Consider the following 22592-nt stretch of genomic DNA (forward strand, 5'->3'; position numbering starts at 1 on the left):
GCTTGCCTGATACTTATTGTGGCACACCCTGCGAGTTACTGAATAATCTTACTCTGATAATCACTTTCCTAAATTAAATATTAAAGATAATAATTATCATTGTAATTACTACTCTCATTTAATAAATTGTGCCCTGAACTTATGGACCCACGATATGTGGCGCACAGGCAAGGGTATTTGCCGGGCGAAAATAGCAATGGATGCTAATTGATAACCATCTATTTTATATGCTCATTCTCTGGGGAAGATAACTATGTTCTCGGCTTTTATAATAAAGCGCTCCGCTATTTTATGTTCACTGGCTATGTTTATACCCTTAGCCTCTATTGCTGACGATACGATAGAAGTGACGGCTAAAGCAGGCCATGAAGCCGATTTACCCACCTCTGGTTACACCGCAACCACCACTAAAGGGGCCACCAAAACTGATCAGCCGCTCATCCTGACGGCACAATCCGTATCAGTGGTTACCCGCCAGCAGATGGACGATCAAAACGTTGCAACAGTTAATCAGGCGCTGAATTACACGCCGGGTGTCTTCACTGGTTTTTCCGGTGGTGCAACCCGTTATGACACTGTCGCCTTGCGCGGTTTCCACGGCGGTGATGTGAACAATACCTTCCTTGATGGGCTGCGCTTACTCAGTGATGGTGGCAGTTATAATGTGCTGCAAGTGGACCCGTGGTTCCTTGAGCGTATTGATGTTATCAAAGGCCCATCTTCTGCGTTATATGGCCAGAGCATCCCTGGTGGCGTAGTAATGATGACTTCCAAGCGCCCACAGTTTACTTCTGAAGGTCATTTCCGCCTGACGGCCGGTAATAACAATACGCAAGTTGCGGCATTTGATTATACCGACGCGATATCTGAACATTGGGCGTTCCGTCTGACCGGGATAACCCGTAACAGCGACACCATGTATGACCATCAGCGCGAAGAGCGCTATGCGATTGCTCCGTCATTATTGTGGCAACCCGATGAAAATACCTCGTTGTTACTGCGCGCTAATTTGCAAAAAGACCCTTCCGGCGGTTACCACAGTGCGGTACCGGCTGATGGCAGCATTTATGGGCAAAAGTTGAGTCGCGGCTTCTTTGATGGCGAAAGTAACCACAATGTCTTTAAGCGCTGGCAACAAATCTATAGCTATGAATTTTCACATAAGTTTGATGATGTTTGGTCTTTCCGCCAAAACGCCAGCTATACCCATTCCAATACTCAGTTAGAGCAAGTTTACCAAGGGGGTTGGAATAGCGACCGTACTCTGATGAATCGCTATTATTCTGGCGAAGACTCCTCGCTTAATGCGTTTGCGGTGGATAACCAACTGGAAGCGGATTTCGCTACCGCCGCGGTTAAACATAAAGTATTACTGGGCGTTGATTTCCAGAAGTTCCGCAACAATCTGCGCAGTGACAGTGCCTACGCCACGCCGTTAAATCCCTATACCGGTGTTTCAGGTGGTTCGACACTGTATAGCGATTATCTGCTGACCACTCCCGGCATTAATACATCCTATTTAAGCCGCCGCTATGAACAGAGTGGCGTTTATCTGCAAGACGAAATGACACTGGATAATTGGCACCTGAATCTGTCCGGTCGTTATGATCGGATGAAAACGGAAAATATTAATAACACTGCCAATAGCACCGATGAACGTACAGATAACCACGCCAGTGGGCGTGCGTCACTGTTGTACAGTTTTGATAGCGGTATTTCGCCATACGTCAGTTACAGCCAGGCTATTACGCCAAGTTTATTCCCGGATGCACAGCAAAAACTGCTGAAACCGATGACCAGTGAGCAGTATGAAGTGGGGATCAAATATCAGCCGCCGGGCAGCACTTCGCTCTATTCCGCCGCCTTATATGACCTGACTCAAAATGATGTGGCAAACCGTGCAGTACCGGCGACTTATTATGTGCCGGCAGGTAAGGTCAATTCACAAGGGCTGGAATTGGAAGCCAGAAGTCAGATTAGTGACCGGCTGAGTGTGATTGCCGGTTATACCTATAATCGCGTGAAATTCAAAGATGCAATTGATGGCAATGATGGTAATACACCGGTATTAGCACCGTCCAATATGGCATCGCTGTGGGCGCAATATGAGGCGGGTTACGGCATCAATGTGGGGGCGGGTATTCGTTACATTGGCAAGCAGTGGGCAGATGATGCCAATACCTTGCGTGTACCCTCTTATACCTTGGGTGATGCCTCTGTTCGTGCTGATTTAGGGACATGGGCTGCATCGTTGAAAGGCGCGTTTGTTCAATTGAATGTGAATAATATCGCAGACAAAAAATATGTCGCCGCTTGCTATAGCACCTCGTATTGCTACTGGGGCGCAGAGCGCTCAGTACAAGCAACAGTGGGCTACGATTTCTAACCGGTTCCCTATATTCTTCAATAGCCCGCAATCTCTGCGGGCTATTTATCACATTATTTCTTCTCAGCGCCAAAACGGGCGGCTGTAATCTCGCTTAATATCCTCTCGGCTCAGGCCAATATCTTTTAGCTGATCTGAATTCAATCTTGCCATGATATTGGCTGCTTTACGCCGCTCATTCCATTGATACGAATATCTGTATGCTTTTCGCCATAATTGAATAAAAATATTTTGGCGATTTTTTGCAGCTCGAACAGTTGACGAGCAGCATTCATCTATTTGATCTTCAATTATATTATTCATCATCGACTCCCCGTCAGTAGGTGAGCCATTAGCATGAAACTTTGGCGCAAAACATTACAGATGCAAATTAGGACTATTATTTCCATACAGATATGCGATATATCAACTGAATGGTGCAATTCTATGCCATCTGTACTGCTTCTTACTCATTTATCAGGTGATACCAATGACTCGTTACCAACAACTGGCCGATATTCTTAGTCAGCGAATTAAAGCAGGGCTTTATGCCGCCGGTGAGCGGCTCCCCTCGGTCAGACTTTTGAGTAGCGAGCATGGGGTGAGTATTAGCACTGTACAGCAGGCATATCGGCAGCTAGAAGAATGCTTGCTGATTGAGGCGCGGGCGAAGTCGGGTTATTTCGTGCGTTGCAGTTCAAATTTGCCCTCCTTACCCGCCACATGCACCCATGCACAGCGGCCGGTCGAGATTTCGCAGTGGGAAAATACGCTGGCATTTTTACAAAAAAGTGATCAGGAAGATGTTATCCATCTGGGGGCTGGCTCACCAGATCTTTCTGGCCCTGGGCTTAAAATCCTCAGTCGTTTATTGAGCCGGGTGAGTCTTCATCAGAGTGAAGAAGTGCTGGAATACGACAATATTTACGGCTCGCCGGTATTACGTGAACAAATCGCCCGCCTGATGCTCGACAGTGGTAATCATCAATCAGCTGAAAATATTATTATTACTTCCGGATGCCACGGTGCGCTGGCTATTGCATTAGGTGCCGTTTGCCAGTCCGGTGATATTGTGGCGGTGGATTCCCCCAGTTTTCATGGCGCGATGCAAACCCTAAAAGGGATGGGCATGAAGGTGATTGAGATCCCAACCGATCCGGTGGTGGGGATCAGTCTGGAAGCCTTGGAAATGGCTTTGGATCAATGGCCGATCAAAGCTGTGCAACTGACGCCGACCTGCAATAATCCTCTGGGCTACAATATGCCGGATGAGCGCAAAAAGGCATTATTGACCCTCGCCCAGCGTTACGACATCGCCATTATTGAAGATGATGTGTATGGCGCACTGGCTTATCAATATCCGCGCCCACCGACTATTGCCTCATTTGATGATGATGGGCGGGTATTGTTGTGCAGCTCTTTCTCAAAAACGGTGGCACCGGGCTTACGTATTGGTTGGATTTCTCCGGGGCGCTATTTGGATAAAGCGTTACACATGAAATACATCTCTGCCGGACGGGTTGCGTCATTGCCACAGTTGGCGATGGCTGAATTTATCAAGCAGGGCCATTACATGCAGCATTTACGTCGGATGCGCCGCCAATACCAACGTAATCGCGACATTATGACCGGTTGGGTGATGAAGTATTTCCCGCCGAATACGTGTTTGAGTCGGCCACAAGGCAGCTTTATGTTATGGGTCGAATTGCCGCATGGTTTTGATAGCTTGCGCCTAAATCGCTGTTTGTTGCCATTAGGTGTACAGGTGGCGGCCGGATTTATCAGCTCTGCTTCAGGTAAATATCGTAATTGTTTGCGGTTGAGTTACAGCAAACCGATGACGGCTGAAATTGAACGCGCCGTGCAAAAAGTGGGTAAGACAATTTACGAATTGCTGGAAGAGGGTGGGCTGTCGATAGGGACAGAAAAACCAAACCAACCTGGGGTTGGTGAGGTTAATGACAAAGTACCCGTAACGGTGAAAACAGGCAGATCGTAAAGACGCCGTAAACCCCTCCCTGGGGGCTCGAGCCGCGCCGTCCGTGGCGCGGACGCTTTACTCTTCTACCTGTCTTCACCTTACAATATCGAGTCGTCGAGGTTTGTCAGCAGTCTGACCAACCTGAGGTTGGTTTGGCTTGAGATTATTGGCGCAGATAAATTTGCGGCAGGGCGCTTTCAGGGTGACGCGAAATGCCCAAATCAGCCTGATACCAGCGGGTCAGTGTTTCGGCATTGAGCACTTCCTCTGGTGTACCACAGGCCACCAGTTCGCCCTGTGCTAACAGCAAAATACGATCGGCATAGAGTGCGGCCAGATTCAAATCATGCAGCACACAGCACACCGCCAGGGGTTCCTCAAGGGTGAGCTGGCGTAATAAGCGCAGGGTATGCTGTTGATGATACAAATCCAATGCGGAAGTTGGTTCGTCAAGGAACAACCAGCGCGGGGTCGGTTCCGGTTGCCACAGTTGCGCTAACACACGGGCGAGTTGAACCCGCTGTTGCTCGCCTCCGGACAGTGCGCGGTAATCCCGCTGCGCCAGTGCCAGACAGTCGGTTTGCGCCATCACTTCTTGTAACGCCTGACGATTTTGCGCCGCCCCATAAGGGGCTCGGCCCATCTGAATCACTTCGCTAACACTGAATGGAAAGGCCAAATCGCTGTATTGGCGCATCACCGCTCGGGTTCGGGCTAATGCTTGGGGCTGCCAGCTATTGAGGTTCTTACCGAGCAACTGGCAGTGACCTTCAGATGGTGCGAGATAGCCGGTTAATAAACGTAGCAGAGTGGATTTCCCCGCACCGTTTGGCCCGATAATCGCTACCATTTCGCCGCTGGCAATTTGTAGCGAAACGTTATTAATCAGCTTTTGCCCCTGTACATGGTAGGAAAGCTGATTCGCTTCTAATAGCGCCGTATCAACCACTGCCGTATCAACCACTGCGTTGCTCCCGCTGACGTAAAATCAGCCACAGAAAATAAGGGCCACCCAGTAGGCTGGTGATTAGCCCGACCGGCATTTCTGCCGGTGCGACCAGAGTTCGAGCTAGTGTATCGGCGGTCAGTAACAGGCAAGCTCCACCCAGCGCAGCGCCGGGTAGTAACCAGCGATGGTCAGCCCCGATCCGAATCCGGATAAGATGCGGTACCACTAACCCGATAAAACCAATAACGCCACTGACAGCGACGGCGGCACCAATCAAAATAGCGCTGAGTAACAGCAAGCGCAGTTTGGCTTGCTTTACATTGACGCCGAGGTAGTGCGCTTCTTCATCTCCTAGCTGCAACAGGTTCAACTGACGTGCTTGTAGCAAACCGAGCACGCACGCAGGCAGAATCAATGATGCCGCCACCATGAGTGTCGACCACTGCGCCTGACCTAAACTGCCCATGCTCCACAGGGAGAACTGACGTAATTGCTGATCATCACTGATATAAGTCAGCACGCCGACTGCCGCACCACATAGCGCATTGATCGCAATGCCGGCCAGCAGCAAACGGGATAAGTTGCCATGCCCCCAGCGGCTGAGGGTGAAAATAATGGCAGAAATGGCCAGGCTGCCAATAAAGGCACCGACCATATGACTGTAAAGCGCCAGCAGTGGTGGCAAACTGAATGGCATCACAATAATCAGCCCGACACACAGGGCTGCGCCACTGCTGATCCCCAACAGACCGGGGTCTGCCAGTGGGTTGCGGAATAACCCCTGCATGATCGCGCCGGAAACTGCCAGCGCGCAGCCGACCACTACCGCCAACAGCACGCGGGGCAGGCGGATATTTAGCCAAATATGCCACATGGCATCATCTAATGATGCATGCCACAAGGTACGAAACGAGAGCGTCAATGCACCCATATTGGCCGAACCGAGTGCCAGGATGATCAGGATCATCAGCAGGATACTCAGCATGAGTCGCGGGTGAATACGGCAATTCATTGCGCTTGTTCCATACCTTTGCGCAGTTGCGATAGCACTTGCGGTGTTTCCAAGCCAAAGCCGAGTAGCGCCATATCATCAACCACTAACAGGCGTTTATTTTTGCCCGCCGGGGTCAATGCCATCCCCGGTAATTTCCAGATACCTTCACTGCCACCCAGCGCTCTCACACCGTCACTGGTGATCAGTAATAAATCCGGCGCACTGGCAATCACCCCTTCCTGTGATAACGGACGATAGCGGCTAAAACCTTGCATCGCATTGCTACCACCGGCGGCGCGGATCATGGCGTCCGCTGCGGTATTTTGACCGGCAGCCATCGGGGTTAAGCCGCCATGACTCATGACAAACAGCACCTTAACCGGCAGTGGTGTGTTGTTCACTGCGGCTAAACGTTGCTGATAGTCTTTGATAAGTGCTTGCCCTTTTTCCTGCTGATGCAGTGCGCTGGCAACAGCATTTATTTTCACTGCCACACTTTCAGGTGTGGTTTGACCCGGTACAGTGACAACATTCACACCACTGTCCGCGACTTGTTTGAGTACCAGTGAAGGTTGCGCCAGCTCACTGACCAGCAGCATGGTCGGCTTCATTGCCAAAATTCCTTCGGCATTAAGCATGCGCATGTAACCAACATCAGGCAGCTTTTGCACTGCCTGAGGCTGTAGACTGGTACTGTCACGAGCCACAATCTCACCACCCGCACCCAGTGCGTAGGCGATTTCTGTGACATCACCGCCAATGGTGACGATACGTTCTGCGGCGAAAGAGTTCAGCGGCAGAAGACAGGCGCTCAGCGACAGAATGAAAGGGAGTGACAGTAACCTTAGTCTCATGCGGCGATATCCTTATTATTGAGGCGAGCAATTTGCTCACGCCATTGCGTTTGTTCTGGCTGGCCTTCGGTGCGCTGACCGTAAAGTTGTGCAATTTGGGTGCCATCAGCAGCAAACAGTTCCAAACTGGTCACGAAACCGTCTTTTGTTGGCTTGCGGGTAATCCAGCTTTCAGCAATCGTTGTTTCAATCAGATGCAGCGTGAAGCGCTGGTTGAAAACATTAATCCAATCTTGATGTGGTGTAACCTTTTCAATCATGCCGGTGAATATTTGTACACAGCCACGGTTACCCACAAAAATCATGATTTCATTCTGTTCTTGCTGAGCAATGTTCAGCAACTGGGTCAGAGAACTGTTATCAACCTGATAAGCCAGATCATTACCCACGGCACGGAAGGCTTGCTGACGGGTCAAATTATTGCGTTTGAGCAACTGGAAGAACTGATGCACGTCAGTCATAGCACGCCATTCAGCATCGACAGCTTCATCGGTGGCTGTCGGTTCAGTGACTTCAGGTGCGCTCAGTGGCTCTAGCTGCAACTCTGGATTTTCTGTGGTGATAAACTGCGCCAGTAGCGCTTCCCAGGCTGGCATGTCAGTTTGTTCAGTGACATACACTTTATGCAGAGCATCGCCTTGATGGTCGAAAAACTGGATGCTATGGCGTACACCGTGGCGAGTTTCTTCTGTCAGCGTGAATGCGCTGGCCCACTGGTTGAGGAACAGGCGTAAATCTAAATTGCGTGGATTGAGGATCAAACCAGCATGGCCATTCAGATGTTGATTTTCGTAACGGCCCATTTGCTCATGTACGGCATAGGTGTTGCGGGTGATAGCTTTGACCTCACCGACAGCTTCCAATGCGGCCAGTAGTGCGCGGGCATCACCTTTCAGACGTTTGGCATCATGACTAACGCGGCTATGGGTCAGTTCCGCTTCTGAAATCCCCATCAGCGTGGCCAAATCGCGCGCATATTTGCCCGGATTATCTGCTTTAGCTTGTAGATACTGCTCGTATATTGATTTGCTCATAATAACTTCCTCGTTCTATTGATTTTTTATATGCAGGTGACAGGTGGAAATCATAATCCGGTAATTCGCTGATTGAATTACCGGAAGTGTTATTTCAGACTAACTTTTGTATTCAGTTACCACTGATAGCTCACGAAGAACTTCGCGTTACGACCATCCTGTGGCACGCCTTGTGGCGCGTAATACTCTTTATCGAATGCGTTACCCAACACCACGGTGGTGGTCATACCTTTAAATTGCTCTTGGCCTTTATAGCTGACGTAGAAGTCATTGACGCCATAACCGGCTTGCGGTGTGCCTGAGCTGGAGACTCGGCTAGAGCGGTCAGCAAATGTTCCGATCCAACCCACAGCAAAGCCGGAGTTAGCAACGGGTACATCCAGGGTACTGGTAACGGTATCCGGGTTAATGGTATCGAGCCATTCATTGGTATTTTGGTTTTTACCACGGGTGCGGTTATAGGCCAGACCCAAGTTAAACCACTGAGTCTGGTAAGTCATAGTGGCATCCCAACCCCAGATTTTTGCCCGATCAATATTGGTGGAATAGGTCGAGCAGTTTTTGCAGTACAAGCCACCAGGCCCGAAGCCGAAGTCCATGGTAACGCCGGTGGAGATATAGTCTTTGGCGTTGGTATCAAAGTAGCTGGCTTTGAATTGCAGGTCATCCTCAGCCATCATCAGGTCGTTAAAGCGCAGGCCAAAACCGTACTCTTGAGTTTCGTTGGTTTCCGGTTTCAGATTCGGGTTGGGTACCCAATAGTTGGTCAGGGTGTTACCCATGATGTTCATCGAAAAGTGTTTCGAATCGTTGTACATCTCGCCCATGGTCGGAGCGCGGAAAGCCTGAGCATAGGAACCAAATAGCATCAGCCAGTCTGTCGGTGTCACACTGATGGCACCACGAGATGACCATTTATCGGCATCCACATCGGCATAGCCTTCGCTGCTGCCGCGATAGTTGTCATAACGGGTTCCAGCCAAAATAGAAACTGGCAGGTCGCGTAAGGTGATTTCATCTTGCAGCCAGCCAGAACCAAAGCGGATATCTGCCTGCGGGAAACTTTCTGTTGCGCCGCTCGGTGTTTGTTCCTGTTTATAGGCTTCTGTACCGTAAGTCAGTAAATGTGATGCAAAACTGTCGGTGAACAGACGAGTGCGGTTTTCCAGTTTGCCACCTTTGGTGGTTTGCTTGCGTCCCTCTTCTGGTGTGCCTTGTGGTCGCGCATTGATTTCCACTTCGGAGTAGTAAACTTGCGCGGTGGCATTCAACCATTCTTGATCAAGTGGCTTAATGTTGTATTTAAGCTGTGCATCACGTTGGATAGTCGAGCGGTCGGTCATAAGATTGGTGCTGGATGCCGCGCTGGTTTGCGGATTTTTTGGCTCCAGTGCGCTGTTGTTGTAATAGCGCAGATTGGCACTTAACGACTGAATCTGGTCAATACGCCAGGTGCCTTTTGCCAGCACATTGCTGATGGTTTCGTCATTTGGTGCGTTAAAACCGTCGCTTTGGCGAATATTGCCGATATCACGAGTGCCAAAAGAGAGAATGCCATCGACATCATCGGTGCGGCCAAAAGCACTGGCACCCAAGCCGAAGCTGTGATCACCGGTCGCCGCAGCGCTGTAAACCCGATAGCCGCTATTTTGGCCCGGTAATAAGAGATCGGCGGCATCAACGGTTTCATAAGAAATAACCCCCCCCAAGGCACCGCTACCATACAGCAACGCTGATGGGCCGCGGACGATTTCAACACGCTTAACCAGCGCCGGATCGAGGAAGGTAGAGTTCAGGTGGCCGGTGTCAGTGCCTTGGCGAATACCATCAACCAAAGTCAGCACACCTTGTTTGCCGTAGCCACGCAGTGTCACGTCCTGCCCGTTAACGCGCCCACTGCCAGTAACGGTCAGGCCTGGAATATTGCGCAGCATATCGGTGGCAGAGGTGGCGGTTTCGCTGGTCGGTGTATCGGCTTCAACCACTGTCACCATCATCGGCGCTTCAAAACTGCTGCGCTCATTACCGGTCGCAGTCACTACCATGGTATCGGCAATGCGTTTTTTGCTGTTGGTTTGAGTGGACGAGGTATCAGCTGCTTGAACAGCAAGTGACAAAGTGCAAGCGATTGCCAAACTGAGTGGGGACCAACGGAAACGGTCGGAAGTGGAACGCGGCATGTCGGCAATTCTCCATATTTTCTATGCAAAAAAATCATATGCAAAACAAATAAATAGGTTGCTGGCTGCCTTGATTCTAAAATCTGGGTGGCTGGCGATGTATCCTTTTCCCCTGCCACAGCGGTGCTAGCGGGAACCGCTACCTTGCTGTCACGACATTGGCATTGGGCTATTATTTAGTCAGTATCAGTTTCCCTGCTTTGGTCTGGCGCAGCTGATAGCATTCGCCCTGATGGATGATAAAAGCGACACCATGCTCTCCCAGCAATTGCTCGCTGGAGACAGACAGGGGCTTGTTGCCCGCAGGCGGTTTGGCCGCAGGTTCGTCATTCATTGTGGGTGCTTTGTTCAACTGTTTATCCATATTGCAAACAAGGTAATGATAACCGCTATCAATATGATAAGCATTATCAATCATGGTTCGGTGTTACATCAAGACATATTTATTGTTAATTTATTTTTACTTCGCGAACTAATCCGGGATCGACGAGTGCATAAATCTGATGATAGGTTGCGGGATCTTCGACCATCTGACTCAGGTGAATGGCAACATCTTCCCGAGTAACCAGGCCATGAGCCTCTGTTTGCAGACGGATGGCTTTCCCCGTCGCGGATTGATCCAGCAAACCACCGGGTCGAATTAGGGTATAAGTCAGGTTGCTGGTTTGTAACCAGCTCTCAGCCAGTGACTTCTCGCGCACCGCCTGACCAAAAGCGGCGCGAGCGGCGGGGGAAAGTGTCGGCCAACTATCTCCGCAACCAATGGATGTCACCAAAAGCATACGTTTCAGGCCTAGCTTCTCGGCGGTATCAATGATCAATCGGTTGCCTTGATAATCCGCAGTACGGCTACCTAATGTCGAAATGATGGCCGCGTCCGGGCCTGCGAGTTGGCAGGCTTGATACACACTGCCTGGATCACAAGCATCCCCGCACACTACAGTTAGCCCCTTGCTGCGTAACTCTTCTGCTTGCTGCGGATTACGTATCAGTAATGTGACAGAGCGCGGGTTCTGGGCCGCGTTAGCATGTTGGTTTGCCAGCGCAAGCAGATGTGCACCAACACCATGACCTGCACCGAATATCAACCAGGGTTTCATGGTGTTTCCTTAATTTTTTTATCGAAAATAGACGATTCTTGAGCAAGCTGTTGAGCCAGTTGGTGGAAGGCGGCAAGGCCGTCAGTAAGTAACTGACGGTGTTCATCACGGCCAACATAGACTTTCAGCATCACATCACCTTGCTGATTAAAAAACTGAACCGATGCGGTCGCCATGCCCATAAACGGGCGTTCCAGTAGGGCAATGGCCTGGCAGTTTTGTGCTCTGATATGGCCGCTAAGACCTTGTTTCTCACGAAGGTTGAAATAGCCGTGGCGATGAAAACCACTCGGCAGTGGGCCTTTGTGCTCCAAAATAATATCGGCGGTATGTACCAGAGTGGTGACATCTCCCCACTCCGTCATGCTGTCCCAGACGCGATCAAAATGCTCGGCGCTGACTAATACGCGCTTTGGTAATTCACGTACCACATCAAGCGGGCTGACCTGATAATCCTGAGCAATTTGTTCCAGTGTGCCATCGGGTTGAGTGGCAAGAAATTCGGCCAAAGAGGGTTTGTTTTGGAGAGTGGGAGCATTCATGAATGACTTTCCGTGGTAATAAGTGAAGGAATAATATTTTGCAGAGCCTGCATGATGTTACTGGCCCAAAAACGCCCACTGTCGGTGAGCCGCAAGCAGAAACTGTCATCTTTTAGCAGGTGACTCTGATGCCACTGCGCGATCAATGGCATTAACGGGTAGGGATCTGTGATTAACTCGCTCAAATCTAAACGACCGACTTCGATACCGCTTTGCAATTTAGCTCGCCACGGATGTTCGCCGCTGGCTTGCGTCATCATCATCAATGGTTTTTGCCCGCTGTCGATTAATCGGTAGTAGTTATCCAGACTACGGTGCTGCATGTAGGCGTGCCCTTGTAAAGAGCCTCCCGCACCGCTACCCAATGCAAGACAATCCGCTCCTTGTTTAATCAATAAGTTATAAAGATTTCGCTCACGAGTGGTGCGCGCCCAATGGCTATTACTTAACTGATGCCAACCGGCTTGGGCGAGGTTCTCAGCGCCGCTACAGTAAAAATCACACTGCTGCGCCAGTGTCGGCAGTTCTATCCGGTTATTTTCTACTGATTTGGCCAGTGGTGTGGTTGGCAACAGATTAAGGGCATATAGGTCAACACCATCTAGTGGCAGTTGGCGCACGATAGCCAAATCTTCCTGCCAGGTTTCTGGTGTTTGATGGGGCAAGCCGAACATTAAATCGCAAACTACGGCGGCACGATCGCGGGAAGCCAGATTAGTCAGAAAATGAATCGCCTCATCACGACTGGCCTTACGCCCCATGCGCTGACGAATGCGGGTATTAAAGGTTTGTATCCCGACCGAGAAACGGTTAGCACCCGCTTCCAGACAAGCATCAATCCGCTCATCATCAAAATTGAAAATTCGCCCTTCAACGGTTATTTCACAGTCAGGAGCTAGCGGTAAACTTTTACGCAACTGGCTGATAATACTGTGTAACTGTTGTGCTGAAAGCGCACTGGGCGTGCCACCACCGAAGTAAATGGCATGAATTGGCCCTCCTTGTAGCAGTGGGCTGCTGGCCTCCATGCTCAATTCGCGTAGCAGGTAGTCGGTGTAGCGCGCGGTACTGTCGGTTTGCAATGGATTTTGATAGAAACCGCAGAAAGTACAATGAGTAGCACAAAACGGAATATGTAAATAAAGCAATCGCTTATTAGGCGGTAGCGCCTTTTGTAGCAGTGCCTGCCAGCTATCCTGGAGTGACTCGGCTGGCAATGGGCGACTATCCCGCCAGGGCATTGTGGCCCAGCGTTTTGGGAAAGGTAGCGGCCCCTGACGGGCGTGATATGGCATCAAATCAATATTCATAACAGGCTCTATTGCATTCTGAATGATAAATTAAATGATAATCATACGCATTCGATCAATGAGTAAAGCCAAATATATTGATCCAAATCATCAAATATAAGCGAAATATACTCACATTCGTTGGGGTGTAGGAAAGAAGCCGGGGTGAGGCGTTTTTATGTTGGAAATTAACGGAGTTATCGCCGTTGGTGGGTAAATATACTGACAAATCCAGAGGCAATAATTGACGCCGTTAACTGGGCTTTGCGATGGAAACTGAAAAGGAGTGGCAAGTGGAGGGAATTTATAAATAGAGGACTTGAGTAGAAGAATAAGAATTTAGCATTTTATTCTGCATCATCAGCTGTAAATAGCATGTTAACTTAGTGTATCCACCTTTCTGGCGGGTTCCCACAATTTTACCCAATAATTCATCGGGCTATCGTTTTTGTCATCTTTCGTATTTTAACATTAGTAAAACTAATCCGAAAAAAGGAATGTCGACCCCATTGCATTTTTTGAAATAAACAGCTGATCGTATGATCACTTGCGTGGTTTTTTGCTGTGATTGTCACATTAATCCAGTTTTTTGTACCGTAGCATCCTGCCGCATGAATACATTATTCTTAAAAATATTACTCTGCAAGGCTATTAAAAATGAAAATTTACAGCAACTTACCGATAACAATAAATGATGTGATTGAAGCACAGAAAAGATTGCAAGGGCATATCTACAAAACCGGGTTGGCGAGATCAAATTATCTGAGTGAGCGCTGTCATGGCGAGATTTATCTCAAGTTTGAGAATATGCAACGTACGGGGTCATTCAAGATCCGCGGGGCGTTTAATAAGCTCAGTTCACTCAGCGAAGAACAAAGAAAACAGGGCGTCGTGGCCTGCTCGGCGGGTAACCATGCGCAAGGTGTCTCTCTGTCTTGTGCCATGCTGGGGATTAATAGCAAGGTGGTCATGCCAAATTGCGCACCTAAATCAAAAATTGCGGCGACCAGTGAATACTCTGCTGAGGTGGTGCTCCATGGTGAGAACTTCAATGACACTATTGCTAAAGCCAGCGAAATTATTGAAATGGAAAACCGTATTTTTATCCACCCATTTGATGATGAAAAAGTTATTGCCGGGCAGGGGACAATAGGGCTGGAAATACTCGAAGATCTTTATGATGTCGATAATGTGATTGTCCCCATTGGTGGTGGCGGATTAATTTCTGGTATTGCACTGGCGATTAAATCTATTAATCCAACCATTAATATCATTGGTGTGCAGTCAGAAAATGTTCATGGCATGGCGGCATCTTATTATAGCGGCAGTATTACCAATCACCGTAAAGCCAGCACGCTAGCTGATGGTTGTGATGTCGCTCGCCCCGGCACTTTACCTTTCGAAATAGTTAAAGCATTGGTTACTGATATTGTATTGGTCAGTGAAGATGAAATTAGAAAAAGTATGGTTGATCTTATTCAACGTAATAAGATTATTACTGAGGGTGCAGGAGCATTAGCATCCGCAGCATTATTAAGCGGAAAATTAAAATATTATATTACAGGTAAAAAAACCGTCAGCATTATATCAGGCGGGAATATAGATTTATCGCGCGTATCACAAATAACGGGACTAGGCAGTATTTCGTAAAATATATTAATAAGGAATTTATTAATGCATATCGATAATGCTATTACAACCACAATAGAAACAAAAACGTGGCGCAAATCTGACACAACTTGGACTTTGGGATTATTTGGTACAGCTATAGGGGCCGGAGTTTTATTCTTTCCTATCCGCGCGGGTTTTGGCGGGTTAATTCCTATTTTAATTATGTTGGTGTTGGCTTATCCCATCGCCTTTCTCTGCCACCGCGCACTTGCTCGCTTATGTCTATCTGGTAGCAATTGCTCGGGCAATATCACTGAAACTGTCGAAGAACATTTTGGCAAAACCGGTGGTGTGGTCATTACCTTCTTGTATTTCTTTGCCATTTGTCCGCTGCTGTGGATTTATGGTGTGACTATCACCAATACCTTTATGACTTTCTGGGAAAATCAACTCCAGTTAGCGCCATTAAACCGGGGTGTGGTAGCACTAGCGCTATTGCTACTAATGGCCGTGGTCATTTACTTCGGTAAAGACCTGATGGTTAAGGTAATGAGTTTCCTGGTCTTCCCGTTTATTGCTTGCCTGGTACTTATCTCACTCTCATTAATTCCTTACTGGAATGCCTCGGTTATTGAGCAAGTAGATTTGAGTCAGATTTCGTTGCTAGGGCATGACGGCATACTGGTGACAGTATGGTTGGGGATTTCTATTATGGTGTTCTCCTTCAACTTCTCACCGATTGTTTCTTCTTTCGTGGTATCGAAACGTGAAGAATATGAACCGGAATTTGGTCGTGAATATACGGAGAAGAAATGCTCTCAGATTATCAGTAGGGCCAGCATATTAATGGTGGCAGTGGTGATGTTCTTCGCCTTTAGCTGCCTATTTACCCTTTCACCACAAAATATGGCGGAAGCCAAGGCACAAAATATTCCAGTATTGTCTTATCTGGCCAACCATTTCTCTTCGATGGCCGGTAGCCGGTCGACTTTTTCAATCACTCTGGAATACGCCGCTTCGCTAATAGCTCTCGTCGCTATTTTTAAATCTTTCTTCGGACACTATCTCGGTACGTTGGAAGGTCTTAATGGTTTAGTAATTAAGTTCGGTTATAAAGGTGATAAAACAAAAATATCCAGTGGGAAGCTTAATCTGATCAGCATGTTCTTTATTATGGGATCCACCTGGTTAGTAGCTTATATCAACCCTAATATACTTGATTTAATTGAAGCTATGGGCGCACCTATTATTGCTTCGCTACTGTGCCTGTTGCCAATGTACGCTATTCATAAATTACCTTCTCTGGCACGTTTCAGAGGCCGGCCAGAAAACTATTTTGTCACTATCGTCGGTCTGCTGACCATCTTCAACATCGTCTACAAATTATTGTAAGTACGGCGCTAAAAGCCCGTGTTTACCCAATGAAACACGGGCGGAGTAATCACATGACATTAAATCCTACAGTTTTGGTTATTAACTGTGGTTCATCATCCATTAAGTTTTCAGTGCTGACAGCCGACAATTGCGAAGCGGTAATCTCTGGGATTGCCGATGGTATCGGCACTGAAAAGCCTTTTTTGCGGATTGATAGAGTCACACAATTTCAATTGGCTAAATGGAATTATTCTGACGCATTGGCTGCTATTGCCGATGAATTAGATAAACGTGGTTTGAGTAAATCAATTTCACTTATTGGCCACCGTATTGCTCATGGTGGCGAAATATTCAGTGAGTCGGTATTGATTGATGACCGGGTGGTCGAGGAAATCAAAAAAGTTTCGCCGCTGGCCCCGCTGCATAACTACGCCAATTTACACGGCGTTGGGGCTGCACGTCAGTTATTCCCTGGCATCAAGCAAGTGGCGGTATTTGATACCGGCTTTCATCAAACCTTAAAACCAGAGGCTTATCTCTACGCACTGCCTTACCGCTATTTTTGCGAACAAGGGGTACGGCGCTATGGATTTCATGGCACCTCTTACCGTTATGTGGTTGGGGAAGCGGCGAGTTTTCTCGGAGTTGACGGCAGCGATTGCGGCTTGATTATCGCTCATCTGGGGAATGGGGCGTCTCTCTGTGCCGTTCAGGATGGTAAAAGTGTTGATACATCAATGGGCATGACACCACTGGAGGGGTTGATTATGGGAACTCGCAGTGGTGACGTCGACTATGGTGCATTGGCCTACCTAGCGCGCCAAACCGGTCAAAGCCTGGAAGACCTGGACCATATGGTGAATAAAGAGTCCGGGTTGCTGGGGATCTCCGGTCTATCCGCAGATATGCGCGTGCTGGAAAATGCCTATCACGAGGGGCATGAAGGTGCGCGTCTGGCGATAAATACTTTTGTACACCGGTTGGCGCGGCACATCGGCGGGCACGCGAGTTCGCTACGCCGATTCGATGCTCTGATTTTTACTGGGGGGATCGGCGAAAACTCATCATTGATACGGCAGTTAACACTAGAGCATCTGGCTGTTTTTGGTATTGATATTGATCACGCCAAAAATAAGCGGTTGCAGCATGGAACATCCCAGATCATCACCACCGCACGTTCACGAGTTACCGCCGCAGTGATACCCACTAATGAAGAAAAAATGATTGCGCTTGATGCTATTCGTCTTGGCTATGCACAACAGGGCACGGTGGTTCTTGAGGCTGTTATTTAACGGCCTGATCCATCAAGTGATCCCTTTATCTTGTTTATTGGAGTTTGTTCATGAAGATTGATGTAGATATCAGTAATAAGAAATATGCAGATGCCTGGCTGGGATTTAGCGGAAACGACTGGCGCGACGAAATTAATGTTAGGGATTTTATCCAGAAAAATTATCAGCCATATGAAGGTAATGAGTCATTTTTATCTGAGGCAACGCCTGCTACTCAAAAACTATGGGAACAGGTTATGGAGGGTATCCGTCAGGAGAATGCCACCCATGCCCCGGTAGATTTTGATGATGATATTGCCACCACTATTACGGCGCATGATGCGGGTTATATCGAGCAAGGCTTGGAGAAAATCGTTGGGCTACAGACCGATAAGCCGCTGAAACGCGCGTTGCATCCTTTCGGTGGTATCAATATGGTGCAAAGTGCCTTTGACGCCTATGGCCGCGAGATGAACGATGACTTCAAATACATCTTCACAGATTTACGAAAAACCCATAATCAGGGTGTGTTTGATGTTTATTCTCCCGAGATGCTGAAATGCCGTAAATCTGGCATTTTAACTGGTTTGCCTGATGGCTACGGGCGCGGGCGTATTATCGGTGATTACCGACGTATTGCTCTTTACGGTATTGACTATCTGGTGCGTGAACGTGAGTTGCAGTTCGCTGATTTACAGCCGCAGCTTGAGCAGGGCATTGAGTTGGAAAGCGTCATCCGCCTGCGTGAAGAGCTGGCCGAGCATCGCCACGCGTTATTGCAGATTAAAACGATGGCTGCGCGTTATGGTTTTGATATTTCTAGCCCAGCCCAAAATGCCCGCGAAGCGATTCAGTGGCTCTATTTTGGTTATCTGGCGGCGGTAAAATCGCAAAATGGTGGCGCGATGTCATTAGGTCGAACCGCGACTTTCCTTGATATTTATATCGAACGCGATTTGGCGAGTGGGTTGCTGAATGAGCAGGCGGCTCAGGAGCTTGTCGATCACTTTATCATGAAGATCCGTATGGTGCGTTTCCTACGGACTCCTGAGTTTGATTCATTGTTCTCCGGTGACCCGATTTGGGCAACCGAAGTACTCGGCGGAATGGGGTTGGATGGTCGTACTTTGGTTACCAAAAATACGTTCCGTTATCTTCATACATTGGACACTATGGGCCCGGCACCGGAGCCTAACTTGACCATTTTATGGTCGGAGGCTCTGCCGGCGGCATTTAAGAGCTACGCGGCCAATGTTTCTATCCAGACATCTTCGTTGCAGTACGAGAATGATGACCTGATGCGCCCTGACTTTAATAGTGATGATTATGCTATTGCCTGTTGTGTCAGCCCAATGGTGCTGGGTAAGCAGATGCAATTCTTTGGCGCACGCGCCAATCTGGCCAAAACGTTGTTGTATTGCATCAATGGTGGCGTGGACGAAAAACTCAAAATCCAGGTTGGCCCGAAATGCGCGCCAATGACTGATGAGGTGCTGGATTATGAGCGGGTAATGGTCAGCCTTGATGTATTTATGGACTGGTTGGCGGTGCAATACATCAGTGCCCTGAACCTGATTCATTACATGCACGATAAATACAGTTACGAAGCTTCGCTGATGGCACTACACGATCGCGATGTTTATCGTACTATGGCGTGTGGTATTGCCGGGCTTTCGGTGGCGGCGGATTCACTCTCGGCGATTAAGTACGCCAAGGTTAAACCTATCCGTGATACTGACGGGCTAGCCATTGATTTTGCGATTGAAGGCGAATATCCGCAGTATGGTAACAACGATGAGCGTGTCGACGCGATTGCTTGTGATCTGGTTGAGCGCTTTATGAAGAAAATCAGCAAGCTGCCGACTTATCGTCATGCGGTACCGACCCAGTCAATTCTGACCATCACTTCTAACGTGGTGTATGGCCAGAAGACCGGTAATACGCCGGATGGACGACGCAGCGGTATGCCGTTTGCGCCTGGGGCCAACCCGATGCATGGTCGTGATCGCAAAGGGGCGATAGCCTCACTTACCTCGGTCAGTAAGCTGCCGTTCAAATATGCTAAAGACGGGATTTCGTACACCTTCTCGATTGTCCCTGCGGCATTGGGCAAGGACTCAGCTGTACGTAATAATAATCTCGTTGGCTTGTTGGATGGCTATTTTCACCATGATGCGGCTATGGAAGGTGGGCAGCATCTCAATATTAATGTGATGAACCGCGACATGTTGCTGGATGCTATCGCTCATCCAGAGAACTATCCGAACCTCACCATCCGCGTTTCTGGCTACGCAGTTCGCTTTAATGCCCTAACATCCGAGCAGCAGCAGGATGTTATCTCTCGTACCTTCACTAACGCATTGTAATCTCACCACAGCCCTCCTTGATAAAGGGGGGGCTTGTGTCGCTATTCGGGAACATCCAAACGGCAGAAAGCAAAAAACCAGCTATTAAGCTGGTTTGAGGTTAATGACAAAGTGCCCATAACGGTGAAAACAGGCAGATCGTAAAGACGCCGTAAACCCCTCCCTGGCGCGGACGCTTTACTTTTCTGCCTGCCTTCACCTTGCAAGATCGAGTTATCGAGGTTTGTCAGCAGTCTGAAGAACACCGACCAGTCCGGTGTTCTTCTTTTAAATATGTAGGGGTCAGTTTGGATATCGAAAATTATTGTACGTTAAGGTGATTTTTGTACCTCTGGCTGTGGCGAAACAGATGCTCTTTCAGGTAACCGTGATCCAGATGCCATCGAAGAATAACCTGTCCCCCTATCAGTCACTGACACGGGTAATGAGACTAATAGAAGGCCCAAATGTCAGCAGAGGTTGCAGGTCTGACATGACTTCAGCAACATGCGGGTTTTCCGCATGGCTGGTTACTGCTTCCTGGTTGACCCATCCGTCAATAATATAAAATGTGTCCGGTTCATCGATTTTTTGATAGAGATCGTAATACAGGCAACCTGTTTCTAGGCGTGCTGGTTCAACAAATTTCAGAACCAGCTCTTTAACGCGCTCACGATTCTCAGGTTCACATCGCAGTTCACATATGATGTGGCGTTCTTCCGATTTTATTTTCTGCATCGTCATCTCCTCAGTTCTTACCGGCATAAACACGTGTCATCCCGCCATCAACAATCAGGTCAATGCCACGTATGTACGTGCTCGAGTCTGATACCAGAAAAATCAGCGCATCAGCGATATCTTCTACGGTGCCCACGCGCCCGGCCGGAATTTCTGCAGAAACTCGCTCCACATATGAGGCAATATCGTTGTCACTCATTTTCTGTTCGTTGCTGTAACCTTCGGTCGGGATTACACCGGGGCTTATGGTATTGATCCGGATATCTCGCCCTTTTAAATCCGTGGTCCAGCTGCGTGCCAGTGAACGTACTGCCGCTTTGGTCGCTGCATAAACAGCAAATCCAGGTAACCCCATATCTGCAGTAATCGACGCATTTAGCACTACGGAAGAACCGTCACGAAGCACGTCCAGCATGCTCTGCATAGTGAGTACAACACCTTTAATATTAATGCTCAGTTCGCTGTCAATCTGATCTTCGGTCAGTTCTTCGAGTGGCGTAGCATGGCCACCGCCCGCGTTAGCGAACAAAATATCGAGATGCCCCTGCTCGGCTTTAATGGTTGCCGCCGCACGCAGCATGTCTTCTTTACTTGAGACATCCGCACATATAGCTCTTGCGGAGGTGCCCAGTTTGTTTACTGCCTCGTCCAGCACGTTCTGCCGGCGGCCGGTGATATAGACTGTTGCGCCGTGTTCAACCAGTCGTTTCGCCGCACCGAAACCCAGTCCGGTTGTTCCGCCGGTGACCAGTGCGATACGGCCTTTAAGAGATTGAGTCGTCATGATGATGTCCTCTGAGAATGAATGCGGGAGGATACCGGCGACACACGTCGCCGGTTAATGAAGCAAGGCTTAGCGGTTGATGGACTTCATCATTGCAGCGTTATAGCGCTCGCCCTGGACGGGAACTTTTGCCAGCACATCTGCAATTTCCTGCAGATCGGCAGTAGTCAGTTCAACAGCAGCCCCGCCCACATTTTCTTCGAGACGGTGGAGTTTTGTTGTGCCGGGGATCGGTGCAATCCATGGTTTTTGTGCCAGCAACCAGGCTAAAGCAATCTGTGCAGGGGTTGCTTGTTTACGTTCAGCGACTTTACCGATCAGTGCGACCAGGTTGTGGTTGGCCTGACGGGCTTCGTCAGCAAAACGCGGCAGATTATTTCGGACATCACCGTCGGCAAAGGTGGTTGCACCATCAATTTTTCCTGTCAGGAAGCCTTTACCCAGCGGGCTGAAAGGTATGAAACCGATGCCCAGCTCTTCGAGCGTCGGGATAATGACGTCTTCAGGTTCACGGGTGAACATAGAGTATTCACTCTGCAGTGCAGAAAGAGGCTGAACGGCATGAGCGTCACGGATAGCTTTTACACCCGCCTCACACATCCCAAAATATTTTACCTTTCCTTCCTGAATAAGGTCACGTACGGCACCGGCGACATCTTCCATTGGCACGTTTGGATCCACACGATGCTGGTAAAAGAGATCGATGTAATCCGTTTTCAGGCGCTTAAGGGACTGTTCAACAACAGTGCGGATACGCTCAGGACGGCTGTCGAGGCCCGCCGCTGCATTACCGTCCTTAAAACCGAATTTTGTCGCGATAACGATCTGGTCACGGAAAGGCGCTACGGCTTCGCCAACCATTTCTTCATTGACCTGGCCGTAGGCTTCTGCGGTATCGAACAGTGTTACACCGCGTTCATAAGCCGCACGGATAAGTTTGATCGCTTCAGCTTTATCGGTGGCAGGACCGTAACCGAAAGTCAACCCCATACAACCCAGACCAAGTGCCGATACTTCCAGACCACTGTTACCTAATTGTCGCTTTTGCATGATGAGTCTCCTGTTTGTGGATTTGAACACCTCACAAGCACGGCTTGATTAGGTGGGATGTGTCTACTTTAGATAATGAACCGGCATTACAGAAGTGGCATACTCAGATAACTAACATGAGGTAAATTCAT

19 protein-coding genes and 1 pseudogene are annotated in these 22592 nt (G+C 48.7%); 6 read left to right on the forward strand and 14 right to left on the reverse strand.

The window, feature by feature from the left end; genetic code table 11:
• Positions 1-253 precede the first annotated feature (253 nt).
• Positions 254-2386 carry a TonB-dependent siderophore receptor gene (locus tag FGL26_RS17685; RefSeq protein ID WP_005175615.1) on the forward strand — a complete coding sequence of 711 codons (2133 nt, stop codon included), beginning with the start codon at positions 254-256 and terminating at the stop codon, positions 2384-2386.
• Positions 2387-2449: 63 nt separating this feature from the next.
• Here the strand turns inward: FGL26_RS17685 and FGL26_RS17690 are convergent, their stop codons facing one another.
• A complete protein-coding gene (locus tag FGL26_RS17690; RefSeq protein WP_005175613.1) occupies positions 2450-2689 on the reverse strand; it encodes a DUF1127 domain-containing protein in 240 nt (79 codons plus the stop codon).
• A gap of 166 nt (positions 2690-2855) precedes the next feature.
• On the opposite strand from FGL26_RS17690, the gene FGL26_RS17695 reads away from it, so the two are divergent.
• Positions 2856-4364 (forward strand): aminotransferase-like domain-containing protein, encoded by a 1509-nt coding sequence (locus tag FGL26_RS17695; protein ID WP_011815404.1) that lies wholly within the window; start codon positions 2856-2858, stop codon positions 4362-4364.
• Between the two features lie 145 nt (positions 4365-4509).
• Here the strand turns inward: FGL26_RS17695 and FGL26_RS17700 are convergent, their stop codons facing one another.
• From FGL26_RS17700 to hutW, 9 genes are all read right to left on the reverse strand, one after another.
• Positions 4510-5310 carry a heme ABC transporter ATP-binding protein gene (locus FGL26_RS17700; protein WP_011815405.1) on the reverse strand — a complete coding sequence of 267 codons (801 nt, stop codon included), beginning with the start codon at positions 5308-5310 and terminating at the stop codon, positions 4510-4512.
• A complete protein-coding gene (locus tag FGL26_RS17705; protein WP_032912917.1) occupies positions 5303-6307 on the reverse strand; it encodes a FecCD family ABC transporter permease in 1005 nt (334 codons plus the stop codon). The genes FGL26_RS17700 and FGL26_RS17705 overlap by 8 nt, the downstream gene beginning before the upstream one ends.
• Positions 6304-7143: a heme/hemin ABC transporter substrate-binding protein gene (locus tag FGL26_RS17710; RefSeq protein ID WP_005156544.1), complete on the reverse strand. Its 840-nt coding sequence runs from the start codon at positions 7141-7143 to the stop codon at positions 6304-6306. The genes FGL26_RS17705 and FGL26_RS17710 overlap by 4 nt, the downstream gene beginning before the upstream one ends.
• Positions 7140-8177 carry a hemin-degrading factor gene (locus FGL26_RS17715; protein ID WP_005175605.1) on the reverse strand — a complete coding sequence of 346 codons (1038 nt, stop codon included), beginning with the start codon at positions 8175-8177 and terminating at the stop codon, positions 7140-7142. The genes FGL26_RS17710 and FGL26_RS17715 overlap by 4 nt, the downstream gene beginning before the upstream one ends.
• A gap of 116 nt (positions 8178-8293) precedes the next feature.
• Positions 8294-10357, reverse strand: a complete 2064-nt coding sequence (locus FGL26_RS17720; protein WP_032912918.1) for a TonB-dependent hemoglobin/transferrin/lactoferrin family receptor — start codon at positions 10355-10357, stop codon at positions 8294-8296.
• 172 nt (positions 10358-10529) lie between these two features.
• Positions 10530-10721, reverse strand: coding sequence for a hemin uptake protein HemP (gene hemP / locus FGL26_RS17725; protein ID WP_005175601.1), 192 nt, complete (start codon positions 10719-10721; stop codon positions 10530-10532).
• Positions 10722-10806: 85 nt separating this feature from the next.
• A complete protein-coding gene (locus tag FGL26_RS17730) occupies positions 10807-11457 on the reverse strand; it encodes an SDR family oxidoreductase (RefSeq protein ID WP_005175599.1) in 651 nt (216 codons plus the stop codon).
• Positions 11454-11999: a heme utilization cystosolic carrier protein HutX gene (gene hutX, locus FGL26_RS17735; protein WP_011815408.1), complete on the reverse strand. Its 546-nt coding sequence runs from the start codon at positions 11997-11999 to the stop codon at positions 11454-11456. The genes FGL26_RS17730 and hutX overlap by 4 nt, the downstream gene beginning before the upstream one ends.
• On the reverse strand, positions 11996-13309 hold the full coding sequence (hutW, locus tag FGL26_RS17740) for a heme anaerobic degradation radical SAM methyltransferase ChuW/HutW (protein WP_005175593.1): 1314 nt from the start codon (positions 13307-13309) through the stop codon (positions 11996-11998). The genes hutX and hutW overlap by 4 nt, the downstream gene beginning before the upstream one ends.
• Before the next feature lie 636 nt (positions 13310-13945).
• On the opposite strand from hutW, the gene tdcB reads away from it, so the two are divergent.
• The 4 genes from tdcB to pflB are packed head-to-tail and all read left to right on the forward strand — an operon-like array spanning position 13946 to position 19910.
• Positions 13946-14938 (forward strand): bifunctional threonine ammonia-lyase/L-serine ammonia-lyase TdcB, encoded by a 993-nt coding sequence (gene tdcB, locus FGL26_RS17745; protein ID WP_005175591.1) that lies wholly within the window; start codon positions 13946-13948, stop codon positions 14936-14938.
• Between the two features lie 24 nt (positions 14939-14962).
• Positions 14963-16291 (forward strand): threonine/serine transporter TdcC, encoded by a 1329-nt coding sequence (gene tdcC, locus FGL26_RS17750; RefSeq protein WP_005175589.1) that lies wholly within the window; start codon positions 14963-14965, stop codon positions 16289-16291.
• A 53-nt stretch (positions 16292-16344) separates the two neighbouring features.
• Positions 16345-17565 carry a propionate kinase gene (tdcD, locus tag FGL26_RS17755; protein WP_005175588.1) on the forward strand — a complete coding sequence of 407 codons (1221 nt, stop codon included), beginning with the start codon at positions 16345-16347 and terminating at the stop codon, positions 17563-17565.
• Positions 17566-17615: 50 nt separating this feature from the next.
• A complete protein-coding gene (pflB, locus tag FGL26_RS17760; RefSeq protein ID WP_032912919.1) occupies positions 17616-19910 on the forward strand; it encodes a formate C-acetyltransferase in 2295 nt (764 codons plus the stop codon).
• Positions 19911-19997: 87 nt separating this feature from the next.
• Here pflB and FGL26_RS21975 read toward each other — a convergent pair.
• From FGL26_RS21975 to FGL26_RS17775, 4 genes and pseudogenes are all read right to left on the reverse strand, one after another.
• Positions 19998-20066, reverse strand: a pseudogene (locus tag FGL26_RS21975) (gluconate 5-dehydrogenase); the annotation flags it as partial.
• A gap of 249 nt (positions 20067-20315) precedes the next feature.
• Complete coding sequence (locus tag FGL26_RS17765) at positions 20316-20627, reverse strand: putative quinol monooxygenase (protein WP_005175583.1); 312 nt, start codon at positions 20625-20627, stop codon at positions 20316-20318.
• A gap of 10 nt (positions 20628-20637) precedes the next feature.
• Positions 20638-21411 carry an SDR family NAD(P)-dependent oxidoreductase gene (locus FGL26_RS17770; RefSeq protein WP_005175582.1) on the reverse strand — a complete coding sequence of 258 codons (774 nt, stop codon included), beginning with the start codon at positions 21409-21411 and terminating at the stop codon, positions 20638-20640.
• A gap of 69 nt (positions 21412-21480) precedes the next feature.
• A complete protein-coding gene (locus FGL26_RS17775) occupies positions 21481-22461 on the reverse strand; it encodes an aldo/keto reductase (protein ID WP_005175580.1) in 981 nt (326 codons plus the stop codon).
• Positions 22462-22592: the final 131 nt, after the last annotated feature.

Source organism: Yersinia enterocolitica subsp. enterocolitica, assembly GCF_901472495.1.
In the GTDB taxonomy this organism is placed as follows: Bacteria; Pseudomonadota; Gammaproteobacteria; order Enterobacterales; family Enterobacteriaceae; genus Yersinia; species Yersinia enterocolitica.

Bases quoted from the DNA above. Each gene is read 5' to 3' on its own strand.
- FGL26_RS17685 (WP_005175615.1), top strand. From the start codon at position 254: ATGTTCTCGGCTTTTATAATAAAGCGCTCCGCTATTTTATGTTCACTG.
- FGL26_RS17690 (WP_005175613.1), bottom strand. From the start codon at position 2,689: ATGAATAATATAATTGAAGATCAAATAGATGAATGCTGCTCGTCAACT.
- FGL26_RS17695 (WP_011815404.1), top strand. From the start codon at position 2,856: ATGACTCGTTACCAACAACTGGCCGATATTCTTAGTCAGCGAATTAAA.
- FGL26_RS17705 (WP_032912917.1), bottom strand. From the start codon at position 6,307: ATGAATTGCCGTATTCACCCGCGACTCATGCTGAGTATCCTGCTGATG.
- FGL26_RS17710 (WP_005156544.1), bottom strand. From the start codon at position 7,143: ATGAGACTAAGGTTACTGTCACTCCCTTTCATTCTGTCGCTGAGCGCC.
- FGL26_RS17715 (WP_005175605.1), bottom strand. From the start codon at position 8,177: ATGAGCAAATCAATATACGAGCAGTATCTACAAGCTAAAGCAGATAAT.
- FGL26_RS17720 (WP_032912918.1), bottom strand. From the start codon at position 10,357: ATGCCGCGTTCCACTTCCGACCGTTTCCGTTGGTCCCCACTCAGTTTG.
- hemP (WP_005175601.1), bottom strand. From the start codon at position 10,721: ATGGATAAACAGTTGAACAAAGCACCCACAATGAATGACGAACCTGCG.
- FGL26_RS17730 (WP_005175599.1), bottom strand. From the start codon at position 11,457: ATGAAACCCTGGTTGATATTCGGTGCAGGTCATGGTGTTGGTGCACAT.
- hutX (WP_011815408.1), bottom strand. From the start codon at position 11,999: ATGAATGCTCCCACTCTCCAAAACAAACCCTCTTTGGCCGAATTTCTT.
- hutW (WP_005175593.1), bottom strand. From the start codon at position 13,309: ATGAATATTGATTTGATGCCATATCACGCCCGTCAGGGGCCGCTACCT.
- tdcB (WP_005175591.1), top strand. From the start codon at position 13,946: ATGAAAATTTACAGCAACTTACCGATAACAATAAATGATGTGATTGAA.
- tdcC (WP_005175589.1), top strand. From the start codon at position 14,963: ATGCATATCGATAATGCTATTACAACCACAATAGAAACAAAAACGTGG.
- tdcD (WP_005175588.1), top strand. From the start codon at position 16,345: ATGACATTAAATCCTACAGTTTTGGTTATTAACTGTGGTTCATCATCC.
- pflB (WP_032912919.1), top strand. From the start codon at position 17,616: ATGAAGATTGATGTAGATATCAGTAATAAGAAATATGCAGATGCCTGG.
- FGL26_RS17765 (WP_005175583.1), bottom strand. From the start codon at position 20,627: ATGCAGAAAATAAAATCGGAAGAACGCCACATCATATGTGAACTGCGA.
- FGL26_RS17770 (WP_005175582.1), bottom strand. From the start codon at position 21,411: ATGACGACTCAATCTCTTAAAGGCCGTATCGCACTGGTCACCGGCGGA.
- FGL26_RS17775 (WP_005175580.1), bottom strand. From the start codon at position 22,461: ATGCAAAAGCGACAATTAGGTAACAGTGGTCTGGAAGTATCGGCACTT.